The 23,823-nt window shown below is 60.8% G+C and carries 20 protein-coding genes; 15 read left to right on the forward strand and 5 right to left on the reverse strand.

From position 1 onward, the window contains the following. Nucleotides 1-378: 378 nt before the first annotated feature. The 10 genes from EV286_RS30120 (at nt 379) to EV286_RS30160 (ending at nt 12,573) form a co-directional block, all read left to right on the forward strand. Nucleotides 379-1,497 carry a mandelate racemase/muconate lactonizing enzyme family protein gene (locus EV286_RS30120; protein WP_132960932.1) on the forward strand — a complete coding sequence of 373 codons (1,119 nt, stop codon included), beginning with the start codon at nt 379-381 and terminating at the stop codon, nt 1,495-1,497. 25 nt (nt 1,498-1,522) lie between these two features. Continuing rightward, a complete protein-coding gene (locus tag EV286_RS30125) occupies nt 1,523-3,121 on the forward strand; it encodes an ABC transporter substrate-binding protein (RefSeq protein WP_132960933.1) in 1,599 nt (532 codons plus the stop codon). Continuing rightward, a complete protein-coding gene (locus tag EV286_RS32180) occupies nt 3,118-3,261 on the forward strand; it encodes a hypothetical protein (RefSeq protein ID WP_165932988.1) in 144 nt (47 codons plus the stop codon). The genes EV286_RS30125 and EV286_RS32180 overlap by 4 nt, the downstream gene beginning before the upstream one ends. A gap of 106 nt (nt 3,262-3,367) precedes the next feature. Then, nucleotides 3,368-4,984, forward strand: a complete 1,617-nt coding sequence (locus EV286_RS30130; protein WP_165932993.1) for an ABC transporter substrate-binding protein — start codon at nt 3,368-3,370, stop codon at nt 4,982-4,984. 192 nt (nt 4,985-5,176) lie between these two features. Continuing rightward, nucleotides 5,177-7,744 (forward strand): hypothetical protein, encoded by a 2,568-nt coding sequence (locus EV286_RS30135; RefSeq protein WP_132960935.1) that lies wholly within the window; start codon nt 5,177-5,179, stop codon nt 7,742-7,744. 111 nt (nt 7,745-7,855) lie between these two features. Continuing rightward, a complete protein-coding gene (locus tag EV286_RS30140; protein ID WP_132960936.1) occupies nt 7,856-8,791 on the forward strand; it encodes an ABC transporter permease in 936 nt (311 codons plus the stop codon). Beyond that, on the forward strand, nt 8,791-9,675 hold the full coding sequence (locus EV286_RS30145; protein WP_132960937.1) for an ABC transporter permease: 885 nt from the start codon (nt 8,791-8,793) through the stop codon (nt 9,673-9,675). The genes EV286_RS30140 and EV286_RS30145 overlap by 1 nt, the downstream gene beginning before the upstream one ends. Beyond that, nucleotides 9,672-10,679, forward strand: a complete 1,008-nt coding sequence (locus tag EV286_RS30150; RefSeq protein ID WP_132960938.1) for an ABC transporter ATP-binding protein — start codon at nt 9,672-9,674, stop codon at nt 10,677-10,679. The genes EV286_RS30145 and EV286_RS30150 overlap by 4 nt, the downstream gene beginning before the upstream one ends. Beyond that, nucleotides 10,676-11,674, forward strand: a complete 999-nt coding sequence (locus EV286_RS30155) for a dipeptide ABC transporter ATP-binding protein (RefSeq protein ID WP_132960939.1) — start codon at nt 10,676-10,678, stop codon at nt 11,672-11,674. Before EV286_RS30150 ends, EV286_RS30155 begins: the two co-directional genes overlap by 4 nt. Nucleotides 11,675-11,775: 101 nt before the next feature. Further along, on the forward strand, nt 11,776-12,573 hold the full coding sequence (locus EV286_RS30160) for an IclR family transcriptional regulator (protein ID WP_245500881.1): 798 nt from the start codon (nt 11,776-11,778) through the stop codon (nt 12,571-12,573). Between the two features lie 108 nt (nt 12,574-12,681). Here the strand turns inward: EV286_RS30160 and EV286_RS30165 are convergent, their stop codons facing one another. After that, a complete protein-coding gene (locus tag EV286_RS30165) occupies nt 12,682-14,871 on the reverse strand; it encodes a Tat pathway signal protein (protein WP_132960940.1) in 2,190 nt (729 codons plus the stop codon). A gap of 191 nt (nt 14,872-15,062) precedes the next feature. Between EV286_RS30165 and EV286_RS30170 the strand changes: the two genes are divergently transcribed. Next, nucleotides 15,063-16,154 carry a LacI family DNA-binding transcriptional regulator gene (locus tag EV286_RS30170; protein WP_132960941.1) on the forward strand — a complete coding sequence of 364 codons (1,092 nt, stop codon included), beginning with the start codon at nt 15,063-15,065 and terminating at the stop codon, nt 16,152-16,154. 159 nt (nt 16,155-16,313) lie between these two features. On the opposite strand, the gene EV286_RS30175 is transcribed toward EV286_RS30170, so the two are convergent. Continuing rightward, nucleotides 16,314-17,204 carry a LysR family transcriptional regulator gene (locus tag EV286_RS30175; protein WP_132960942.1) on the reverse strand — a complete coding sequence of 297 codons (891 nt, stop codon included), beginning with the start codon at nt 17,202-17,204 and terminating at the stop codon, nt 16,314-16,316. A 230-nt stretch (nt 17,205-17,434) separates the two neighbouring features. Between EV286_RS30175 and EV286_RS30180 the strand changes: the two genes are divergently transcribed. Together EV286_RS30180 and EV286_RS30185 are read left to right on the forward strand one after the other, a co-directional pair. Further along, on the forward strand, nt 17,435-18,169 hold the full coding sequence (locus EV286_RS30180; RefSeq protein ID WP_132960943.1) for an SDR family oxidoreductase: 735 nt from the start codon (nt 17,435-17,437) through the stop codon (nt 18,167-18,169). 60 nt (nt 18,170-18,229) lie between these two features. Continuing rightward, complete coding sequence (locus tag EV286_RS30185; RefSeq protein WP_132960944.1) at nt 18,230-18,829, forward strand: NAD(P)-binding domain-containing protein; 600 nt, start codon at nt 18,230-18,232, stop codon at nt 18,827-18,829. A 31-nt stretch (nt 18,830-18,860) separates the two neighbouring features. Here the strand turns inward: EV286_RS30185 and EV286_RS30190 are convergent, their stop codons facing one another. Together EV286_RS30190 and EV286_RS30195 are read right to left on the reverse strand one after the other, a co-directional pair. After that, nucleotides 18,861-18,998: a hypothetical protein gene (locus EV286_RS30190; protein ID WP_207909946.1), complete on the reverse strand. Its 138-nt coding sequence runs from the start codon at nt 18,996-18,998 to the stop codon at nt 18,861-18,863. 490 nt (nt 18,999-19,488) lie between these two features. Then, nucleotides 19,489-20,541, reverse strand: a complete 1,053-nt coding sequence (locus EV286_RS30195; RefSeq protein WP_132960966.1) for an aldo/keto reductase — start codon at nt 20,539-20,541, stop codon at nt 19,489-19,491. A gap of 135 nt (nt 20,542-20,676) precedes the next feature. On the opposite strand from EV286_RS30195, the gene EV286_RS30200 reads away from it, so the two are divergent. Next, the gene (locus EV286_RS30200) at nt 20,677-21,579 is read left to right on the forward strand and encodes a LysR family transcriptional regulator (protein WP_132960945.1); all 903 of its coding nucleotides are present in this window, start codon (nt 20,677-20,679) and stop codon (nt 21,577-21,579) included. 6 nt (nt 21,580-21,585) lie between these two features. Here the strand turns inward: EV286_RS30200 and EV286_RS30205 are convergent, their stop codons facing one another. After that, a complete protein-coding gene (locus EV286_RS30205) occupies nt 21,586-22,320 on the reverse strand; it encodes an SDR family oxidoreductase (protein ID WP_132960946.1) in 735 nt (244 codons plus the stop codon). A 183-nt stretch (nt 22,321-22,503) separates the two neighbouring features. On the opposite strand from EV286_RS30205, the gene EV286_RS30210 reads away from it, so the two are divergent. Next, nucleotides 22,504-23,409: a LysR family transcriptional regulator gene (locus EV286_RS30210; RefSeq protein WP_132960947.1), complete on the forward strand. Its 906-nt coding sequence runs from the start codon at nt 22,504-22,506 to the stop codon at nt 23,407-23,409. Nucleotides 23,410-23,823: the final 414 nt, after the last annotated feature.

Here is a 23,823-nt window from a genome sequence, read left to right on the forward strand (position 1 = left end):
TTCAATTTTTTCAATCCGTTATCGAATGATATGTTGCGGAGAAGAGGCTAAGTTTCCTTTTGGAAAAGAATGGAAAATTCAATTAGATAGTCTTTGAAATGGATGCTGGACGGTATGATCTCCAGTTTCAGGGTAGCAATTTCATGCGGCTTGGCATGTCTAAGTTTTTCCTGTTGCATACGGATGCAAAACGCGTAAGGTCCCTTTCGGCGGCCCTGATGGGCGTATTTGACCACGGCTGCCGGGAGGATATCGCGAAGGATCATGTTGCGCGGAGACGTGGCTCCGCACCCTTTCGCATGTCCTTGACAAGGAGGCGCGGTCCCAGGCCGCCGGCAGCGGGCGTTAGATGTTCGGCTGCACGCAGGAAGACAAGGAGTGACTGTGCCCAAGCCGACAATCATCAAATCAATTGAAGCCTTCCAAGTCAGCTGGGAAGCCAATGATGCGCCGGGACGACGCACGGCGTTCATTCGAGTTGTGACCGAGGACGGTATTGTCGGCCATGGCGAGGCTTCTCCGATGATGGGAGGGGAGCACTCCCTGGGTGTCATCAGAGACTTTGCCCCATCGCTGATCGGCGCTGATGTGCTCGACCATGCGATCGTCTACGACCGGCTTCTGCACAAATATGTCAAGCTCGGTCCGGAAGGTGCTGTAACCGGCGCGCTCGCCGCGCTCGACATTGCCCTCTGGGACATCAAGGGCAAGTATTTCAACCTGCCGATCTACAAGCTTCTTGGTGGTGCGTGGCGTTCCGAAGTTCCTTTCTATGCTTCGATCGGTAACAATTTCGGCCGTACCGTCGAGGAGACCGTGGGAGTTGTCGAGGCGCGGCTGAAAGCCGAGACGCCGGCAGCCATCAAGATCCGATGGGATGGAGACCGCACCCGTCAGGATCATGACATTCCCGGCGACATTGCCAAAGCTCGCGCGGTGCGCAAACTTGTCGGCGATGATTTCCCGCTCGCTTTCGACGCCAACAACCAATATTCGGTCGGCGGCGCGATCCGAGTCGGACGGGCGCTGGAAGAGCTGGGCTACATCTGGTTCGAGGAACCGGTGCAGCACTATGATGTCCGGGCCATGGGCGAAGTGGCACAACGGCTGGATATCACCGTTTCGGCCGCGGAACAGTCCTATACCGTCCAAGCTATTGTCGACATGATCAATGCCGGTGTGCGCATGGTGCAGCCCGACATCATCAAGATGGGCGGCATTACCGGCCTCATGCAATGCGCTGCGATCTGCCACGCGCATGGTGTCGAGCTGGTGCCGCACCAGACACAGCCGACCATCGGCCATGCCGCCAACCTGCATGTTCTCGCCACTATCATGCATATGACGAAGCCGGCTGAATTTGCCGACCCATCGACGCGCATGCATGTCGCCTTCGCAAATCCGCCGAGGCCGTCGAACGGCAAGTTCGTGGTGCCGTCCGGCCCCGGTCTCGGCCTTTCCGTAATCGATGCCGAACTTGACAGGCGGCGCGTCTGACGACTGACCCCGGGAGGAAAAGAACATGAACCTGAAGAGACGCCAGTTTCTTGAAATTGCGGTGGCTTCCACCGCGCTGACGATGATCGCCATTAAAGGCGCGCGCGCTGCAAGCGACCCTAATGTCATCCGCATCGGCATCGCTGCCGGCGGCCCGCGCTCCAGCGACCCGAACCTGACGACGCAGGGCGGCGACAACTGGGCAACGGAACAGATGTACGAGCAGCTCGTTCGCCCAGCCGACGGCACTTTCGCGACGGCTCCCGACCAGTACCTGCCGACGCTTGCGACCGAGTGGACGATGTCGGCGGATGCCAAGACCTGGACCTTCAAGCTGCGCGAGGGCGTGCAGTTTCACAAGGGTTACGGCGAGATGACGGCGGATGACGTCGTCTTCTCATACAAGCGAGCGATTGCCGGCGGCACCAATGTGGCCATCCTCAGCAATATCGCCGACGTAGTCGCCAACGGCCCTCACAGTGTGACGGTCACGCTGAAGACACCTGATGTGAACCTGCTTGGTACGACGATCTTTTCCAACAACACCTCGATCGTCTCCAAGAAGGCCGTCGACGCAATCGGCGCTGAGAAGTTCCAGACCGATGCCGTCGGTACCGGACCTTATGAACTGACGCGTTTCGATCCCCAGTGGGGGACCGCGATGAAGCGCCATGAGGCCTATTGGGGAGAAAAGGCAAAGACGCCAAATGTCGAATGCGTCTATGTGGCGGACACGACGGCGCGCACGCTTGCGCTTCTGTCCGGCGACGTCGATATGATCGAGGCCGTGCGCGCACCGGGATGGGTGGACTCCATGCTGCAGCGGGATCCGACTCTACTTTTCGACATGACGTCGCCGGGTTCCTTCAACACGCTGCATGTCAACCTGAACCGCAAGCCTTTCGACAACCTCAAGGTCCGCCAAGCGCTGATGTATGCAATCGACCGGCATACGATTGCCGATGCGCTGAAGCCGATGGGCGGTTTCACCGCTGGTCTGCAGCCAGAATTCTTCCCGGCCGGATTCAAGACCGAGGAGCTGCCGCCCGAATTGCAATACAAGCCGGACCCGGAGAAGGCCAAGGCGCTCCTGGTGGAGGCCGGCTTCCCGGACGGTTTCGATTTCGACAGTAACTGTAGTCAGCGCGAAGACTATTCCTCGATCATGCTGATCGTGCAGGAGCAGCTGCGTGCTGTCGGCATGCGCATGAATCTGAAGATCGGCGACCACACCGCCTACCATGCAGACAACAAGATGGACAAGAACACGCTCGCCCTGCACTCGTCGAGCTATCCACCGATCCCGACGCAGCTCTATGTCCAGCAGCTTTCGGTGAAGTCTGAAGTGAAATCTGATAGTTCCGGTGGCCTCAACTACAGCCATTACGGCGTTGCAATCCCGGGCATCGACGACATCCTGGACAAGGCGCTGCAGGCGACGGACTTCAACACCTATGTGGACAATTGCAAGAAGATCGAACTGCAGGTCCTGCGCGATCTGCCGCTGATCGGCCTGGCTAGCCTGTCCTTCACAGTCGCACGCAACGCTCGTCTCGACCTCGGCTACAAGGTGCAAAGCGGCTATGCGCGCTGGCGCTTCCACCGTGCGGTGAAAACGGCGTGATCACGATGAAATCGTTGTGGCAGTACCGCAAGGGGCCGGTGGTTTGCTTTATCCGCCTTGCAGACTGGCGCAATGCCACGACGATTTTTGAAAAAGTGAAGTTCCAGTTTCACAAGAATAACCCCATGGTCAAAACTTGACCGTGATGGATGGTAGCGCTACCATATTCGGATATTCTTCAGCCATTCCGGATCTCGGAAGCCACGCCGAAGAATGAAAGGCAGCTCGATAAGGGAGGATCGAAGCATGGCGATTAGCAGACGTAGATTCATTGGAAATTCCGCTGCCGCGGTCGTCGGCGCAGGTCTCTTGACGACGCTGGGTCCCAAGGCCTTCGCGCAGAGCCAAGACACACTGAAGCTCGCCTTTGCCGCCCGTGGCGTCAGGACTATAGACCCGGCTAAATCCATCCAGGGCGCCGACGAATGGGCGATCATTCATATTCACGATCTGCTGGTGGAGCTCCCGCTCGGCCATTTTCCTGAAAACATCAGCGAGGTTCAGCCTAGTCTTGCCGAAAGCTGGACCATGTCTCCGGACGCCAAGGTCTGGACGTTCCAGCTCCGCAAGGGTGTTCAATTCCACAAGGGCTATGGCGAGATGACCGCCGAGGACGTGAAGTTCACGTTCGACCGGCTGCGCGATACCCAGGAGATCAGCGCCAACCGCGTGCTTTTCGACAACATCGCCGACGTGAAGACGGAGGGACCGTACAAGGTCACCTTCGCGTTGTCGCAGCCGGATCCGCTCTTCCCGATCGGGCCGCTCAGCCACTATTCGGCCAGCGTCATTTCGGCCAAGGCTTACAAGGAGAAGGGCAAGGAAGCGATCGAGAAGGACCCGATTGGCACCGGGCCCTACCAGCTCGAAAGCGTCGAGAGCGACCCGTCGCAGGGTATCAAGCTCAAGGCCAATCGGGACTACTTTGGCGGTGCCCCGAACATCCCGAACATGCAGGTCATGTATATTGCCGATACAACGGCGCGCACACTCGCACTGCTTTCGGGCGACGTCCACATGATCGAAGGCGTACGCTCGCCGGGTTGGGTTCCGTCCATGCAGGAGCGCAATTCTGCGCTTCTCTTTGACGTCGCATCGCCCGGAAGCTTCTTCACCATCTCGATGAACCTAAACGTGAAGCCCTTCGACGATATCCGCGTCCGCCGCGCCGTCGCCTATCTCATCAACCGCGACGAAATCGCCGCAGCCATGTCGCCGGTTAGCGCGCGCACCTATGGCATCAATCCGCCCTCCTATCTCGGCGGCTTTACCAAGGACACCATCCCCGAAGAGGTGCGCTACGACTACAATCCGGAAAAGGCCAAGCAGCTTCTCAGTGAAGCGGGCTTCCCGAACGGCTTCAGCTTCACAACGGACACCTCGCAGCGCGAGGACTATTCCTCGGTAATGCTGATCATCCAGCAGCAGCTTCGTGCCGGCGGTATCGACCTGAAGCTGAACATCAAGGACCATACGGCCTTCCATGCCGATCAGGGCAAGGGCACCAATACCATGTACCAGCGTTCGGCGGCTTATCCGCCGGTTCCGACGCAGGCGATCATAGAGCAGCTGACGGCTAACGCCGAGGTCAAGTCAGATGGATCGGGTGGTCCTAACTTCAGTCACTACGGTGTCGCCATCCCCGGCATTGACGATCTTCTCGCCAAGGCGATGGACGAGGCCGATCTCGAAAAGCGCATCAAGCTGGTGCAGGAGATCGAGGTGAAGTTCCTCAGCGACATGCCACTGCTGCCGATATCGGACAACGGCTATCTGGTTGTTCGTTCGCCTTCGGTCGATCTCGGTTACCAGCTGAAGTCGGGTTATGCCCATTGGCGCCTTACCAAGGCGAAGTTCGTCTAAGACGCCTGCGGATCGCTGTCCGCGCATTCATCTGCCGCTCTGAAACATCCCCCTGGCTGTTCTGCCAGGGGAGGGCGGTCGTGCAACTCCCGCTTGGCGCGGGGGTGTGGCTCCGCCTGAGGGCGAAGCTGGCTCGAATTGAACGGGGGCATTGGCCTCCTATCAGGTCCAATCGCAAAGGATTTGCAGGCAATGACATATGCATCGGTCACCATCGCCCTCCCGGCAGAAGCATCAGATTCTGTCGGCTGGGCCGCCTCGGAATTGGGGACGGTGCTGAAACGCCGCGGCATTCCCTCCGCCGAAGGCAGCGCGGCCGGCGGTGGTACTGTGGTCGAAGTCGTTACGGGAAACGGCAAACCGTCGCTGAATTCTCCGGTCGAACTGCCAGGGAAGGAGGAGTCTTTCGCGCTGTATCGCGAGGGCGCACATATTGTCGCCTGGGGTCGCGACGACCGGGGCCTCGTCTTCGCTCTTATGGAGCTTGCCGACCGCGCCCGCTATTCTACAGGCGAGGATATTTTCGAGGGGACCTTCCCGCTGGTCGAAAAGCCCTCGGCACGCATCCGCAGCATGGCACGCCTCTTTTGCAGCGAAGAGGAGGACAAGGTCTGGTTCTACGACAAGCAGCAATGGCGCGACTATCTCACCATGCTTGCTTCGAACCGTTTCAACCGCTTCTCGCTGACGCTCGGGATGGGTTACAACTACCCCTACCACAATCCTTGGATCACCGACGTCTACTTCTACTTCCCCTATCCATTCCTCATGAAGGTGCCCGGCTTCGACGTCGAGATTGTCGAGCTTTCCGAAGAAGAGCGCGACACCAACCTGGAGATGCTGAAGTTCATCGCCCGCGAGGCGGCCAAGCGCGGACTGGAATTCCAGCTCGCGCTCTGGACGCAGCGCTATGATTTTGACGATGTGCCCCGGGCAAACTACACCGTCGCTGGCGTCACGGATGCCAATCTGGCGCCCTATTGCCGTGCCGCGCTGACGCAGCTGCTGACGGAAGTCCCAGAGATCACCGGTCTGACTTTCCGCGTCCACGTGGAGGGCGGCATTGCCGAAGGCGAATATGGTTTCTGGGAAGAGGCCTTCGCGGGGGTTGCCGCCGCCGGGCGGCCGATCGAGATCGATATGCACGGCAAGGGTCTCGATCACAAGATGCTGCAGATTGCCCGCGAAACCGGGATGCCTTTTGCCGCTTCGCCCAAATACCTCGCCGAGCACATGGGTCTTCCCTACCACCAGTCGGCTATCCGCGATCGCGAATATCCGCCGGAAGTGGCTCGCAGTGAACGCGAGAAGCTGAGCGAAGGCTCCCGCAAGTTCCTGCGCTACAGCTACGGAGACCTTCTGACGAAAGACAAGGACTACAAGGTCATTTATCGCATATGGGCGGGAACGCAGCGCGTCCTGCTCTGGGGCGATCCCGATCTTGCCGCGGGCTATGGTCGCAGCTCGATGTTCGCCGGTTCTGACGGCGTAGAGTGGTGCGAGCCGCAGAGTTTCAAGGGCCGCATGGGGACCGGCATTCCCGGCGGACGCTTCAACTATCAGAAACAGGGTATGGCGACGCGTTACGACTGGCAGAAATACGACTACCAGTACCGCGTCTGGGGCCGCCTGCTTTACCATCCGGAAGCCCCGCGCGACAGCTGGATGCGCTACCTTGCACGTGAATGCGGCGATGCGGCCGAATATTGCGAAAAGGGTCTGTCCTTCGCCGGCAAGGTGTTGCCGCTCGTCAGCCTCACCCACGGCCCCTCGGTCTCCAACAACCACTACTGGCCGGAAGTCTATACCAATTTGCCGCTGATCGAGGGAACGGGGCAGCGCGCCTATGGTTTCGACATGGACGCGCCTGTTCGTTTCGGTAACGCGCCGACCTTCGATTCCGCGCTCTTCGTGACGGCGCGCGAATATGCGGAACTACTGTTGGCCGGCAAGACTTCCCATCGCTATACGCCGCTCGATATTGCCGACTGGCTGGAAGAGCTTGCCGAAGGCTGCAATCAGGCGGTGCTGGATGCCAAGAAGACCGCCAGCCTTGTATCCCCGGCGGTGCAGCGCATCATGGTCGATGTCGAGATTTGCGGCGGCCTCGCCCGCTTCTTTGCCGAGAAATTCCGCGCCGCCTGCTGGGCCGAGCTCTTCATCGCCACCAAGGTCTCCTCGCTCGTCGAACCGCTTCTCGATCATGCACGCCGCGCCGTGATGGCCTGGGAACGGGTCGCCGACATCTCGCGCGATCTCTACCACGACGATCTCACCTATGGCCCTCAGTCCTGGTTGCGCGGCTCGTGGCACACGCGCCTGCCGCAAATCCAGGCCGAGCTTCTCGATCTGGAATCGCTGCGCGGCGGCGGCAAGTACGAATCGGTCAAGGCGGACGGGACCGCGCAAGGGGCGATCGATGCGCTCAAGGCGCGCCGGGCTGTCGTCGCCGGTAGCCTAGACATCGAGGCAGCAGCATCCTTCACTGCCGGCGCCGATTTCGACGTTAGGATCAGCGGGCAAATAGAGGACGAACCGGTTCTGCATTATCGTCACGTCAATCAGGCCGAGCGCTGGAAGTCGGTAAAGATGGTGCGAAACGGTGACGGCTACGTGGCCTCCATCCCTGGCGACTACACCCGGTCCGAATTCCATCTGCAATATTTCGTCAGCTCGAAGAGGAACGGACAAGCCGTGCTGACACCTGGTCTCGATGGCAAGCTTGCCAACGAGCCTTACTACACAGCGCTGCAAAGCTGAGGATTGCGGCCTGAAGGCCGCTCACGCAACTCCTGTCTGCCGCCCGAGGCGGCGACATGGAGAAAACGAAATGACGCCGCCGGTCGCGGCGTAAACGGAGGAGAGCTCTGAATGGCCCGATACCTGTTGCTCAGGCTGGCCGACGCCATCCCGACGATATTGCTGGTGCTGACGCTGGTCTTCATTGCAATGCGCATCCTGCCGGGCGATCCAGCGATAGCGGCACTCGGAGACATGGCGACGGCCGATCAGCTTGCTCTTTTCCGCGAAAAGATGGGGCTCAACGTGCCCCTTTGGCAGCAATACATCAACTTCGTCATCGGTGTCTGCACGCTCGATTTCGGTAAGTCGCTGATGACGGGCCAGACTGTCCTCGGCCTGATCGCCTACAATCTGCCGTATACGATCGAGCTTACCATCGTCGCCATGGTGATGGGTCTCATCGTCGGTATTCCTTTCGGCGTCTACGCCGCGACGAACCGCAACAAGGCGCCTGACTCGGCCATGCGCGCCTTCTCGCTGGTTGGCTATGCGATTCCGGATTTCTATCTCGGAGCGCTGCTGCTGATCACTTTCTCGCTCAATCTCGGCTGGTTTCCGATCAATGGCGGCGGCACCGGCTTCGTCGACCGGATGCACCATGTCTTCCTGCCGGCTCTGACGCTTGCCTTTGTCAAAGCCGCCTTCATGGGCCGCCTGACCCGAACTTCCCTGCTGGAAGTGCTCAGTCGGGATTATGTGCGTACCGCCCGCGCCAAGGGCGCAGGCGAGACCCGGGTAATCTATCGTCACGGTTTGCGCAATGCGCTACTGCCGCTGACGACGGGCATGGGGCTCAGCATGCTCGCCACGCTTTCTGGCTCGGTGGCCATCGAACTGGTCTTCAACCGCCCGGGCATCGGCAAGCTGTTGATCAGTGCAATCGCCGAGCGCGACTATGCCGTCATCCAGGGCGGCGTGGTGGTCTTCTCCATGCTCGTGGTGTTGGTCAACCTGCTGATGGACCTCCTCTACATCGTTGTTGATCCGCGAATTCGGGTGAAGTGATGACTACGACATTTGAACCGACTCCCCCTGTCGTTGCCGATGACCACCGCTTGGCGGACGCCATCAAGTGGATTCTCTACGGTCGTATCTCCACAAGCTTTGCTCTCGTCATCGTCGTCTGCTTCATCTTCGTGGCGATCTTCGCGCCCTGGCTCGCGCCCTATGATCCGCTGGCCCAGAGCATCCTCGCGATCAACAAGACGCCGTCCATGCAGCATTGGCTCGGCACCGATCAATTCGGCCGCGACGTACTTTCCCGCATGATCTACGGTTCGCGAAATTCGATGATCTTCGGCATCACCTCGCCGATCCTGGCGGCGATCTTCGGCACAGTCCTTGGCGTCGTCGCAGGCTATTTCGGTGGCATTGCGGACCGCGTCATCTCGCGTGTCATCGACCTTCTACTTGCCTTTCCGGAACTGCTGCTCGCGATCATCATCGCGGCCGTGCTCGGCGGCGGCTTCTGGAACATAATCGCTGTTATCACCGTCGCCTTCATTCCGGGTTTTGCCCGCGTGGCGCGTGCATCGACGCTCGCCGTCAAGCAGGAGCCCTATGTCGAAGCAGCGATCGCTGTCGGCGTGCGCACGCCGGTCATCATCTTCCGTCACATCATTCCGAACATCGCCGCGCCGATCGTCGTGCTGACGACGCTCTGGGTCGCCTCGGCCATCCGCCTTGAAGCCTCGCTGAGCTTCCTCGGCATCGGTACGCAGCCCCCGAACCCCAGCTGGGGCAACATCATTCGCGATGGCCTCAACAATCTGTTCGGCTCGTCATGGCCGGTCATTGGCGCGGGTATCGCCATTACCTTCGTTGTGCTCGCCTTCAATCTCCTGGGCGATGCGGTGCGCGACGTTCTGGATCCGGAGACCGCGCAATGAACGCACCCTTGCTGAAAATCCAGAATCTCACGGTCGATTTCGGGTCGCCTGCCAATCCCATACGTGTCGTCAACGGCGTCAGCCTCGAGGTCGAGGCTGGCGGCTCGGTCGGCATCGTCGGCGAATCCGGCTCGGGCAAGTCGGTCACTTCGCTCGCCGTCATGCGCCTGCTTCCCGAAATCTGCAGGATTTCTTCCGGCAGCGTCGAGTTCAATGGCACCGATCTCCTGACACTGCCGGCGCGCAGCATGCCGCAAATCCGCGGCCGGGACATCGCCATGATATTCCAGGAGCCGATGAGCTCGCTCAATCCGGTGATGACGATCGGCGACCAGATCGGCGAAGCGATCAAACTGCACGGGAATATGAGTCGGGAACAACGCCGGGCCCGAGTAATCGAACTCCTGAAGCTTGTCGGCATTCCCAATGCAGAAGGCCGCCTCGGTGCCTATCCACACCAGTTTTCAGGTGGCATGCGCCAGCGCGTGATGATCGCCATGGCGGTCGCCTGTAATCCGAAGCTGCTGATTGCCGATGAGCCGACCACCGCGCTCGACGTGACGATCCAGGCACAGGTACTCGACCTGATGCAGAAGATCCGCCGCACGTTGAATACGGCGGTTCTCCTCATCTCGCATGACCTCGGCGTCATCGCCGAAGTCTGTGACCGGGTGATCGTGATGTATGCCGGCCATGTCGTCGAAGACGGCGATGTCCGTTCGATCTTCGCCAATCCCAGCCATCCCTATACCCGTGGCCTGTTGCAATCGATCCCGCGCCTCAGTGATGAGGAGGGTAGCCAACTCTATCAGATCCCTGGCTCCGTGCCGGCTGCGGGTTCAGTGAAAGCGGGCTGTCCCTTTCATGCCCGCTGCCCGCTTCGTGTCGACAAGTGTTCCAGCGAGATGCCGCCGATGTTTACCTTCGGCTCATCGCACAAGGCCGCCTGCTGGGTGACCGGCGAAGCCGCAGCGCCTTCGCAAGCGATCAGGGAGAATACGTGATGACACCCATTCTGCGCGCCGACAATGTCCAGAAGGTTTTCGCGAGTGGCGCAGGCCTTTCGTTCGGGCAACCCAAGGACGAGGTGAGGGCGGTTGACGATATCAGCCTGGAAGTGATGAAGGGCGAGACGCTGGCGCTCGTCGGCGAATCCGGCTGCGGCAAATCCACCCTCGGCCGCCTGCTGCTGCGGCTGATCGAGCCGAGCGCCGGACGTATCGTTTTCGACGGAATCGACCTGACCACGCTCTCGCATGAAAAGATGCGGGCGATGCGGCAGAAGCTGCAGATGATCTTTCAGGACCCCTACGGCTCGCTCAGCCCGCGCCGCAGCATCGCGGATATCATCGGCGAGCCGCTCGATGCTTTCGGTCTTACGCGCTCCAAGCGGGAGAAGCGGGAGCGCGTCGCCGATCTCCTGAATCAGGTCGGTCTGTCGCCGAGCGCCATGGACCGCTATCCCCGCCAATTCTCCGGCGGCCAGCGCCAGCGCGTAGGCATTGCCCGGGCAATCTCGCTTGAACCGAGCTTTATCGTCGCCGATGAGCCCGTCTCCGCACTCGACGTTTCCGTGCAGGCGCAGATCATCAACCTGATGCAGGATCTGCAGAAGAAGAAGGGCTTTTCCTTCCTCTTCATCGCCCATGATCTTGCCGTGGTGCGGCATATCGCCGACCGTGTCGCGGTCATGTATCTCGGCCGCATCGTCGAGATCGGTCCGAAGCGCTCCGTCTACAACGCTCCTCAGCATCCCTATACACAGGCGTTGCTTTCAGCAGCCCCGGAGCCCGACCCGGAGCGCAAGGCAAGCCGCATCGTGCTGCAGGGAGATGTGCCGAGCCCGTCACGCATTCCGACAGGCTGCAGTTTCCACACCCGCTGTCCGATTGCGCAGGACATCTGCAAGGCCGAGCGTCCGCCGCTTCGCGCGGTCGCGGCCTCCCAGTTCGCCTCTTGCCATTTCGCCAAGCCTAAGCCGATTTCAGTACTGGCTTGAGCAACCGCGATCGATCGAGGTGGCTGAATGATAAATCTGCCGCATCGCGCCGGTGTTGCCGGCGTGTTTCTGCGGAGCTCGGCCTGAGACAGGAGAAACGCGTGGAAGAGAAGGATTTTCATGGCCGCGTGCAGTCAGTTGATCGCGCAATGATGCTGCTCGAAGTGTTGGGCGAAGATGAGGATGGCAACCGCCTCAGCGATCTCGCCAGCCGCACCGGACTGGCGCGATCGACGGTTCACCGCTTGCTGACGACACTTGAGCAACGCCAGTTCATCCAGTTCGATCCTGCTTGCCGCCTCTGGCATATCGGCCGGCAGGCCTTCGCTGTTGGCTCCGTTTTCGCGCGCCAGCGCAACATCGCCGCCACGGCCTTGCCCTTCCTGCGCCGTCTGCGGGATCAGAGCCGCGAGACCGCCAATCTTGGCATCGCCGATCAGGGGGAGATGCTCGTGGTGAGCCAGATCGAAAGCCGCGAGATTGCCCGTGCAGTCACCCATGTCGGGGGGAGTGCGCCCATGGCGGCTTCCGCCATGGGCAAAGCCATTCTCGCAACCTATTCGGACGAAGATGTTTCGGCGATGCTCGTGCGCCACGGATTGCGACGCCTGACGGCGAATACGCTCACGCGACGCGTCGGCCTCGATGCCGAGCTTCAGACGATCCGTCAAAACGGTTACGCGGTGGACAACGAAGAATGCCAGGCGGGGCTTCGTTGCGTCAGCGCCGCTGTCTATGATCATCAGGGAGAGGCGCTGTGTGCGATTTCCGTCTCAGGGCTTGCCGCACGGATCACCGAGGATCGCATTGCTGCGCTCGGGCCGCTCGTCGCCGAGACTGCCGGCCGCCTGACGTTCGCTTTCAGTGGCATGCTGCCTCGTCATATTGCGGCCGAATGACGCCGCCATACTTGTGTAGCCGCCATACTTGTGTAACTGCCATTTCTAATGTTGGGCGGCCCGCAGCCCATCGGTAACGACGCGGGCCGGTCTTCTCGCGTCGGCCGATCAGTCGACGACGATGACTTCATGATCGAATATCTGGCCGATCTCGATAATTATTTCCTCGCCTTCGACCTTGATATTCGGCTGAGAACTGCTGACCCGCAGGGAGACGTCGGGCACGGCGCCCGAAGCCCCCTTTCGCCGCAGCCGCAGCGTTACCGGGCCGATGGGCAGAAGTTCCGCTTGCCGGCCGGGAATACGCGAGGTGAGGACACGGTTGTTGAGATGAACAATCTGTCGGTTACCCTGCCGGTAGGCTGCAGCCGTAATGAACCCGTGACCGCCCTCCAGTGTCAGGAGCGCACCTTCAGCCAGGATCCAGTTGACGGCATTGGCGATCAACCGGCCATGCTCGAACTGCTCGTCGCGTGCGAAGCATCGATCGAGATCGGCGACAAACCAGACGAAACGGCTTCCGATCGCACCTTCGCGGACGGTGATCGCCGGGAGGTGCGTATGCGGCTTCCGCATCCAGGATGTCTCCGGCGGATAGATCGGAAAATCCGGAATGAAGGTTGCGAGCACCGTCACGTCGCTTTCGGTCCCGACAACCGGGAGGAAGCCGCCGAAGGGGAGGGTGTCGGTATCCTCGAAACCGGCGAGAACAGGATGCCGCTCGCCTGCGGCTTTCGGTGCCGTAGCATCCTTCGGCCCGTGCACGCCGGCGCGAAGCTCCGGCAAGAGCCGCAGATAGGTGTGGCGAGCACTGGTCTCGATATCGGTATTGGCAGCGTCCTGCCCACCATGGCTGGCACCCTTGTGATGCAGGCCGAAGAGATCGGCCAGAGCAAAGTCGGGGCGCTTATCGCCATACTGACTGTAGAGGCTGGTTTCCGAGGACGCGATCACTGAGCCGCCCTGCGCGGCAAAAACTCTAACGCCTTCAACCTGTTCATCCGACATGGCGGCGAGGTTCGGCAGGATCAGCACGTGGAAGCGGCCAGCCGCCCCGGCGATATCGTCTGCATGCACCGGAAGATGGGTGATGCCGGCCCGGTCGAGCGACCTGAGCATACCGCGATAGGGGTTCATTGTCCGGTCATTGGCGCGGTCGCGTCCGTGAAAATCGTGGTTGGTCTGCGACCAGACGACCCCGACATCGGATTCCGGGCGGCGATTGAAGAGAATATCCTCGTTCGCCTCATGCCAGGTGAAGATCGGTTCGGCGGTCCTGTATTGCCGGCGGTCTTCATGCGAGGAGCCGATGTGGTGCCACCATGGCTGGATTCCTCCTGCGAAAGCCGCGGAAGACCACAGCCGGACCTCGGCGACCGGCATGCTGGCAAGCCGGAAGGCAGGCGAACCAAGCTGGTATTGCGGCGTGCTCTCAGGGATGAGCTTATCCCAGCCGCCGACCTCGTGCAGGCGCTTGCCGGCTTCCGTATTGTCCTCGAAACCGTCGATCCCGTTGCGGCGCTGATGGTCGAGCATGACGAGCGGGCTGCGGCTGAGGATGGCCTTCAGGTCGATGAAACGGTTGCAATTGTTCAGCACATCACCGCTGATCATGCCCATCCAGTGGCAGTTCTCGCCACCGGCCTTTGTGGTCACGCGGTTGTTAAGCTCCCAGAGCTCGGTACGCCGCTGGAAGTTCCAGCCGATCCAGAGCCGATAGTTCTCGTCATCCCAGTCGTGGCGGCGCGGCAGATCGACACCGGACCAAGCGAAGAACTGCTCCGAGCAATGCCGGCAGTAGCAGATGTTCTTGCGTGGAATCCCTGCCCAGCTGTTGTCGGCAAAGCCGTCCGGCCGGCTACGCTCGATGATCTCCTCCATGATCGACGGAAGATATTCGCTGTAATAGGGTGAATTGATGCAGGTGATGTATTTGTCGGCCTGGCGATATGGCTTGCCCTCGATGTCGAGGCAAATCCAGTCGGGATGGGCGCGGTAGAAATCGTCGGCCACGCGATTGGAATCCATGCGGGCGATGAGTTTCAAGCCTTCTTCGCGGGCTGCCGCCACGACCTCGCCATAGAGGTCGCGATCGCCGAGTGTCTCGGCGCGGTGATGCAGCGGAAACTTCGTCGGATAATAGCTGACGATGCCGCCGGCATTGACGATCACACCGTTTATACGCGTTCGGCGCCAGTGCTCTCGCCACCAGTCGCCATCGTAGCGCGCCGGGTCGATCTCCACCAGGTTGGTCTGGCCCCAACGTCTGGCCGTGCGGTACCAAGGTTCCGATCCCATGCGGTAAGTACTCTCTCCTCGATTGATGTGCCGGCAAGTTAAAGAATTTCCAGCCCGCGTCTCGGTTCTTCGGCGAGAATTCCGCGATGCGGAAAGCGCGCGGGTTGCTTCTGCCTCCCGGTTGACTCTGCTAGTCTTTCTTGGGATGGAGCGATTTGGCCGTCGACTTCAAGGTCACGGGGAGAGATATTTTGCGCAGCCGCCGGACCGATGGACGTCCCACGATCGCCGACGTTGCACGCCTGGCTGGCGTTGGCGCGATCACGGTCTCGCGTGCGCTGCGCGATCCGTCGCTGGTATCGGCATCCCTGCGGGAGAGCATTGATCGCGCCGTGCGCCAGCTGAACTATATCCCCAATCTCAGCGCCCGCGCGCTTGCCTCGATCCGAACTGACGTAATTGGCGTGCTCGTTCCCTCGCTGACGCAGAACATCTTCTCCGACGTCTTGCGCGGCATCTACGACGGCGTCGAAGGCACCGAGCTTCATGTGCAAATTGGCAATACGCGCTACTATCCTGAGGAGGAGGAGCGGCTGATCGCCCAGATGCTGCGGCAGAAGCCGGCCGGCATGATTGTCTCCGGTACCGATCAGAACGAAGCCTCGCGCCGCATGCTGAAGGAGGCCGGTTGCCCTGTCATCCAGATCATGGATCTGAGCGACGAACCGATCGACACGATCATCGGCTTCTCCCACTATCGGGCCGGTCGCGCGATCACCGAGCATCTTCTCGAATCCGGCTATCGCAATATCGGCTTTGTCGCCGGTTGGATGAACGGCCGGTCGCTGTCGCGCCTTTCCGGTCTTCGCGACGTGCTCAAGGAAGCAGGCCTCTTCAACCCTCGGCTCATTACGCCGATCGACACGGCGCATCAGCCTCGCGGGAGCGCAAGCGCCGAGGCGCGCCGCTTCGTCACGCCGCTCGCAGCACGCCACCTGCTGGCGGAGATGATGGAGGCTGAGCCCGAGATCGATGCGGTTTTCTGCAATAATGATGTCATGGCGCTCGGTTCGCTCTTCGAATGCATGCATTGCGGCCGACGTGTGCCTCAGGACATGGGGATCGCCGGCTTCAATGATTTCGAGGTCATGGAGGCCGCCTATCCTGCCATCACCAGCGTGCACACGCCGCGCTGGGAATGTGGTTACGAGGCGGTCACCACGCTCCGCCGCCGGCTGAATGGCGACAATGACGGCGAGAAGATCATCGATCTCGGCTTCAAGATCGTGAAACGTGAGAGTACGGATCGGACGGGCAGGGGAGGTGCAAGCTACTCCGCCTGACACCGTTTCAAGTATGATCTCGGCCAGGGAATTGGATCGCGCACACTTATGACTTTCTGGTTTCGGATGTTCCGCCTTGACGAAGCCCTCTGAGGCGCCGGCCCTAGGCTAGGCATGTGCGATTCCCCGACGTGGCGCCGTGCATCGATCGCATCGGGGTCAGGAAGCCGCTAGTCCTGCGAGAAGCGGCGCGTAATCCGAGAGCCTGCGCGATAGGTATTCAGTCAACAGCCGAACCCGCTTCGTCTTGCGGGTTTCCCCCTGCGTGAGAAGCCAGAGCGTTCCATACATGTGCAGCTCGGTGCCCGGCACCCTCTCCAGGAGCGGGTCGGCGTCTCCGACGAAGCATGGAAGCGTCGTGATCCCTATTCCTTGCCGCGCGGCAACGACCTGAGTTCCGGCATCCGTTGTTCTGAACGGAGCTCCCGCGGTACGGATATCTCCCTCGCCGGCCCAGTCCGGAATTCCATGGCCGCTTATTACTATCCATCGGAGGGATTCGGCCGCGCCCGCACGCCACGAGGCCAGTCGATCACGCGACACGTAGATGCCGCCAAACACGTCCGGCCCCTTCAGGCCATGAAGATTGAGTGGCAGGGTCTTCCGGTCGTAGACGACGCGGACCGCGACGTCCGCCTCCCGGTTGGTGAGATTTGCAAGCTCGCCGGACGGCAGGATGTCCATCTCGATATCCGGATGGAGCCGTGTGAAGTCGGCGAAGTCCGGCATGAGCAGGTGTGTGGCGAGGGTTGGGGCCAGCGTCACCCGCAGAAGTCCGCTCACGCCCTGGTCCCTCCCGAAGACGCGGGTCTCCAACTGGTGCGAAGACGATTCCATCTGCTCCGCCAGTTCGAGAACTTCCTCGCCGGCGGCCGTAAGGCGATAGCCCGAAGGCAGCTTTTCGAACATCTGCGCGCCCAGTCGTTCTTCGAGCTGGGCTACGCGTCGCAGTACGGTCGAGTGGTTCACTCCCACACGTTCGGCCGCAGCTCGAACCGAACCGCCACGTGCGACCGCGAGAAAATAGCGAACGTCGTCCCAGTCTATCATGGTGCAATCCCGCACCGCACTTGGCGGCGCCCCAAATTGTTGGCGGTTCTCAGGCTAGCGCAATTGGATGGCCGCAGTCCAAGTGATAGTGAAAGCCACTGGCCATGATGGGCCGGGCGGATGATTTTCGCACCACCGCTTTGCGCTCGTGCGCACTCAAAGGCCCAGCCGGGCGAACATATGTTGAGGTTCTCGGGCTTCACCCGAGCAGCTTCAACGAAGGACGGAACATGACCAGACTGAATGGGAAGACAGCAGTTATCACCGGCGGCGCTACCGGCATCGGCCTGGGAGCGGCAAAGCGCTTCGTCGAGGAAGGCGCTTTCGTCTTCATCTTCGGCCGCCGGCAGGAGGCGCTCGATACCGCCGTGGCCGCGCTTGGACCCAACGCTCGCGCCGTGAAAGGGTCCGTATCCGACGAGGCTGACCTTGACCGTCTCTACGCTGCGGTCAAAGCCGAGCGTGGAAGTCTCGACGTCGTCTTTGCCAACGCCGGCGCAGGAAGTCCTCTCCCTCTCGGAAAGATCACGGCAGAACACATCAACGAGACGTTTGACACCAATGTGAAGGGCACGATCTTCACAGTTCAGAAGGCGCTGCCGCTGATGGGCGAGGGCGGCTCCATCATCTTGACCGGATCGAGTGCGGGCACGACCGGCGCTCCGGCATTCAGTGCCTACGGCGCGAGCAAGGCGGCCGTACGAAACCTCGCGCGCACCTGGGCGGAAGACTTGAAGGGCACCGGCATCCGGGTGAACGTACTGTCGCCCGGAGCAACGGCGACCGAACTCGCGAAGGAAGCGCTAGGCGAGGAAGGTCAGAAGGCCTTCGCTTCGATGACGCCGCTCCAGCGGATGGCCGATCCGTCCGAGATCGGGGCGGTCGCCGCCTTCCTCGCGTCCTCCGACAGCAGTTTCATGACAGCCAGCGAAGTCGCCGTAGACGGCGGCCTTGCCCAGCTCTGACGCGCTCCGCTCTACGGCGCTCGGCCCACATCGCAGGGCGCTGGAAACAAGGATAGATTCATGACCTACGCAATTATCGGCTTCGGCAAGATCGGCCACGCCCTCGCCAGGGCGTTTGCCCGGAGCGGGATCGAAGTTTCAGTCGCGACCACCCGCGAAGCGGAAAGTTTCGCTGCCGACGCGGCCGCGATCGGGCTGACGATCGTCCCAACGACGTTGGCGGAGGCGGTAAAGGCGGACGTCCTCTTTCTCGCTGTCCGTTTCGAATCTCACTGGGAGGTCGCGAAAGCGGCGCCCGACTGGAAGGGGAAGACCATCGTGGACGTAACCAATGCCTACGGCGTGCCGCCTGAAGAACTGGACGGGAAGCCATCTTCCATGTTCGTCGAGCAGTCATTTCCAGGCGCGAAACTGGTCAAGGGCTTCAACCATCTCGTCGCCGACATTCTCGACCAGGATCCGACCGTGCACGGCGGCAGGAGGGTCGTGTTCCTGGCGAGCGACGACGACGGTGCCGCAGCGGAGATCGGCGCGCTCGCCGAGAGCCTGGGGTTCGCGCCGATCAACCTCGGCGGCCTTTCGGAGGGTGGTCTTCTGGTGCAGGCGCGCGGCAGAGCTTGGGGCCGCCTTATTTTCAAAGATCTGATCAGCCTCGAATGAAGAATTTATCGGGCGTCCAATGGGCCCAGGTTCACGTTCCTGCGCCCATGGTGGCGTTGCCAGGCGGTCTCGTCAGGACGGTGCTCGTGATCAGATTGACGATATGATCAGCCCTTGGCGTGAACGAGGGCTGGTCGACGGCCCAGCCGAGCGCGGTTATCAGGGCCACCAGGTCGCGCCGTTCATGTCGCTGCGCGCCGTGCCTTCGGCCTGAGCACGGAGCAGTATCCAAGCGCACCTCTGGTGACCGTCAAGGGCCGCAGGGTGACGATAGGCTCTTCCGGAAAGTGCCAGCGGCGGACATTTGCCTTATTGAACGAATGACCGGTTTAGGGCGACGAGAGTGGTTGTCGCCCGACGGATTCGCCGCAGCACCGGACATTGCTCGCGTAACGAGTTGACTGCAGAGGCCCTATCGGCGAGCTATCCACCTGCAGCGGTGCAGCTATAGGCTGCCGGCTCGATTCCTTTCAAGACCTATGTTGTTTCCCGGTACAACAGCTTTGCGCCCACATCTCGGCCATTTTAGTTTGGCTAAGCCAATTCCCGAAAGACGTTAATGCCCGGCCAAGCAATAGGCACAGCAACAAGCTTCCATACTTTGCATGGTCAACTGGTGATTCGCCGAAGCATGGCCTCGATCTCCGGTAGTTTCAGCCTCAATCTCTGCGACGACCGGGATCGTTGGGAGCGTAGCGGTCTCCTGCGATCTGATCCGGTGCGAAAATGGCACTGAGATAGGCAATCTCGTCGCGACTAAGAGCGACGTTGGTCGCGGCAAGGTTCTCGCGCACATATTCGACGCGCTTGGTGCCGGGGATCGGCACGATGTCGAAGGGCTGGGCCAGGAGCCAGGCGAGCGCGAGCTGGCTGGGACGGCAGTGCTTTCTCTCGGCCAGTGCCGTGAGCGCCTCGACGGAGGCAAGGTTCGCGGTGAGGTTTTCGGCCGAAAAGCGCGGATCGGTGTTCCGGAAATCTCCTTTGGCGAAGCGCGTCTTAGCGCTGACCGCGCCGGTCAACATGGATCGCCCGAGCGGGCTGAATGGCACGAAGGTGATGCCCAGTTCACGGCAGGCGGGCAGGATTTCCGCCTCGACACCACGCTCCCACAGCGAATATTCGGACTGTAGCGCCGTTATGGGGTGAACCGCATGCGCCTGGCGGAGCTGGGCCGCGGTGACTTCGCTGAGGCCGATGGCGCGCACTTTGCCCTGATCGACAAGCCGGGCCATGGCCCCGACCGTTTCCTCGACCGGCACGTTCGGATCCAGGCGATGAGCATAATACAGGTCGATGATCTCGACGCCGAGACGGCGCAGGCTCGCCTCGCAGGCGGAGACGACATAGTCGGGGTGCCCGTCGATGCGCACGCTCTTGCCGTCATCGGTGAGCCTGACTGCGAATTTGGTGGCCAGCACCACCTCGTCGCGGCGCCCGGCGATGGCTCCGCCAATCAACTGCTCATTGTGTCCGAAGCCGCGGTTCTCGGCGCCCACCAGCATATTGGCGGCGCCATAGATATCTGAGGTGTCGATGAAGTCGACGCCCAAATCCAGGGCCTCGCGGATGGTTCCGGCCGACTGTACGTCATCGGCCTCACCATAAAATTGCGACATGCCCATGCAGCCCAGCCCGATCGGACGGACGACCAGATCGGAATGGCCCAGCGGGACGCGGGCCGATCCGCCAATATCATCGGAAGAGAAAGTCATTTCAGTTGTTTCCTCGCAGCTGCTGCACATAGGAAGGGCAAACCCGGCCGTTGGCTCTTGCCATTTCATCTAGGAGGAATTGATCGTCGTAACAATTGCGATAAAACAGATCTCAGAATAACGGAAAATGCGATAATGCGATCAGCCAAGCTCCTCGAACTCGAAGCCATACTGGCGATCTCCCGTCGCGGCAGTTTTCGCGCTGCCGCTCAGGACCTGGGCATTTCTCCCACCGCCATCGGCAACGCTGTGGCAGGGCTCGAGGATGAACTGGGGGTCAGGCTTTTCGACAGGACCACTCGGCGGGTAGACCTGACTGCGGCCGGCCACGACCTCGTGCGCGCCGTCGCTCCGGCCCTGTCCGATATCCACGCCGCCACCGAGGCCGCCCGCAGTCGTCGCCGCAGTCCGAAAGGCACATTGCGGATCAACTGCTCAATCGCCGGCGGGCATCAGATTCTCGTTCCCTTCATCGTCGAATTCATCCGCCGCTATCCCAACGTGAAGGTCGATATCGTGACCGAGGGGCGCTTGGTGGATATTGTGCAAGCGGGATTCGATGCCGGGGTGCGCGTAGCGAGCGCTGTTCCGCCCAACATGACCCTCGTTCCTCTGGGCCAGAGGCTGCGCTATCGAGTGGTTGGGTCGCCGGACTATTTCAAAACCCGCCCGACTCCGGTTCATCCCAATGAGCTAGTTGGGCACGATTGCATCCGCATCCGCTGGCCAAGTGGGGCACCCTATGAATGGGAGTTCGAGAAGGATGGGGAGACCATGCAGGTCGATGCGCCCTGGTCGCTCAGTCTCGACAATCATGGCTTGATCGCCCGCGCGGCCCTGGCGGGCGTGGGCCTTGCCTATGTCGCCGAAGCCGAGATTGCCGACTATGTCGCCTCCGGGCGACTTATTCCGGTTCTGAGCGACTGGATGCCGCCCAGTCCGGGCTTCTGCCTCTACTTTCCCGAGCGCCGCCCGACTGTCGGATTTGCTGGCGCACTGGCGCAGGTGATAGCGGAACTGGGCGGCGGAGGCGATTGATGCCGATCAGACCTGGGTCAGCCCGCCATCGACACACAGATCGATGCCGGTGATGAAGCTGGAATCCTCGGAGGCCAGGAACAGCGCGGCCGTGGCGATTTCGCGCGGACGCCCGAAGCGCCCGAGCGGTACCATGGCCGTCATTGCATCTTTCCAACCCTGCGGCGCAGGCTGGGTGAACGGGGTATCGATCGGGCCGGGACTGATGACATTGACGCGGATGGCGCGATCCCTAAGCTCCATCGTCCAGCCGCGGGCGAAGGCCCGGACGGCAGCCTTGCTGGCGCTGTAGACGCTGGCACCCGGCATGCCCTTCAAATGTGCGATGGAACTGTTGAGGATGATCGATCCACCGTCGCGAAACAGTGGCAGGGCCTTTTGCACCGTGAACAGCACGCCCTTAACGTTGACGTCGAGGGTGTGATCGACCAGTTCGGGCGATACGCTTGCCACGGGCTCGCCCATATGCCCGGCGCCGGCACTGGCAAACAGTACGTCGATATGGCCCTTCTCGGCGCTGACGGTGGCAAACAGGCGATCGAGGTCGGCAGGGTCGGACACATCGCCCTGAATGCCGGTGACGTTTTCTCCAATATAGGCGACGGCTGCATCGACCACGTCCTGGCGCCGGCCGGTAACGAAGACATAGGCTCCCTCCTCGACGAAGATTTTTGCCGTTTCCAATGCCATGCCGGAGGTTCCCCCGGTAATGACGGCGACTTTTCCACTCAGCCTGGACAATTTGGCCTCTTTCGTTGGTTGCATGCCCGGTTGTGGCCGGGAATGCCCCTTACTTACGGGCTGGGCGGCGATTTCCAATTCAGGCCGAACGAATAGCTTGAATTCCAGTGTGGAATATCTGTCTTCTTCTTTATTCCAATTCATGCTCTCTGGGGTTTGATATCGGCGAGTGGAGACGGCAAAATGGATCAGCTCAAAAGGATGCGGCTGTTCGTGCGCACCGTGGAAACCGAAAGCTTTTCACGCGCCGGCAAGGCGGAGAGTGTGGCGCAGTCAACCGTCAGCAAAGAAGTCGCGGCATTGGAAGCCCATTTGGGCACATTGCTGATCCGGCGCAGTTCGCGCGGGCTGAGCGTGACCGACAAGGGCAGGGAATTCTACGACTTTGCCGTCGGCATGCTGAGCGATCTGGAAACGGCGGAGGCGCGCATACGCTCGGGGGAGATATCTGTCAGGGGTCGGCTGCGGGTGACCTGCTCGCCGGTGTTTTCCAATCGGCTGATAGCGCCGCGTCTGCCGGCTCTGTTCGCCAATTATCCTGATCTGACGATCGATATGGAGGTTTCGGAGCGCTATGTGAGCCTGATCGAGGACGGCGTCGACGTTGCCATTCGCATTGGCGAGCTGCCTGATTCCGGCTTGCTCGCGCGCCACATCGGCTGTGTGGAGACCACGGTTGTCGCTTCTCCTGCCTATCTTGAAGAGCATGGCACACCGGCTAACCTCGATGACCTGGCCAGCCATAGCTGCCTGCCCTTCACCTTCCAGGGCAGTTCCAAAACCTGGAAATTCCAGGGCCCTGAAGGTCCGGTGGTCGTACCACCTTTCGGCCCGCTCCGCACCAACGACCCCGAAAGCGTCCATGTGGCAGTGCTGGCAGGGATGGGTCTGGCCCAGGGGCCAAGCTGGATGTTTGCCGACGATATCGAGGCTGGCAGGCTGGTGTCGGTCCTGCAGGAGTATACGCCGCGGCTCTATCCAATACAGGCCGTCAGTTCCACGACCCGCCGCATGACGGGGGCGATCAAGGTCTTCGTCGATTTCGTCGCAGCCCTCCTCAAAGACGAGCCGCACCTGCGCCTGCGATAAGCTGCGCAAGTCGCACGTGGACCCAATTGAGTTCTCCTTCGGCCACCAAAGTCAAAATCGGAACCTTCGTCGGAGATCAAGAAATTCGAAGCCGTGCGACGGTGGTCCAGATGGCGCCGGTTTTGGTTGTTCGAATGAGCGGCTTTGCGCCCCCATGTTTCGGCACTCAGGTGCCGGCGCGCCTGCCCAAAATCGGACATCGCCGCGGGCACGGTCCCCTGTTCGGCGTCAATGCTGAGGGGAGCGGGAATATGAGGCGAGCTTCAAGAACGGATGTATCGGGCGTGACACTTTGAATGCTGCCTGATGATTGCATTTATGTCTCTGCGGAAATCACTCTGGATCAGTGCTCGGGAGTTCAATGTCCGCGCGTCAATTAAGCGCGCTTATCTAAGTCGGTCGCTTAATTAAACG

The sequence above is a fragment of the Rhizobium sp. BK251 genome (assembly GCF_004345245.1).
Taxonomy (GTDB): domain Bacteria; phylum Pseudomonadota; class Alphaproteobacteria; order Rhizobiales; family Rhizobiaceae; genus Rhizobium.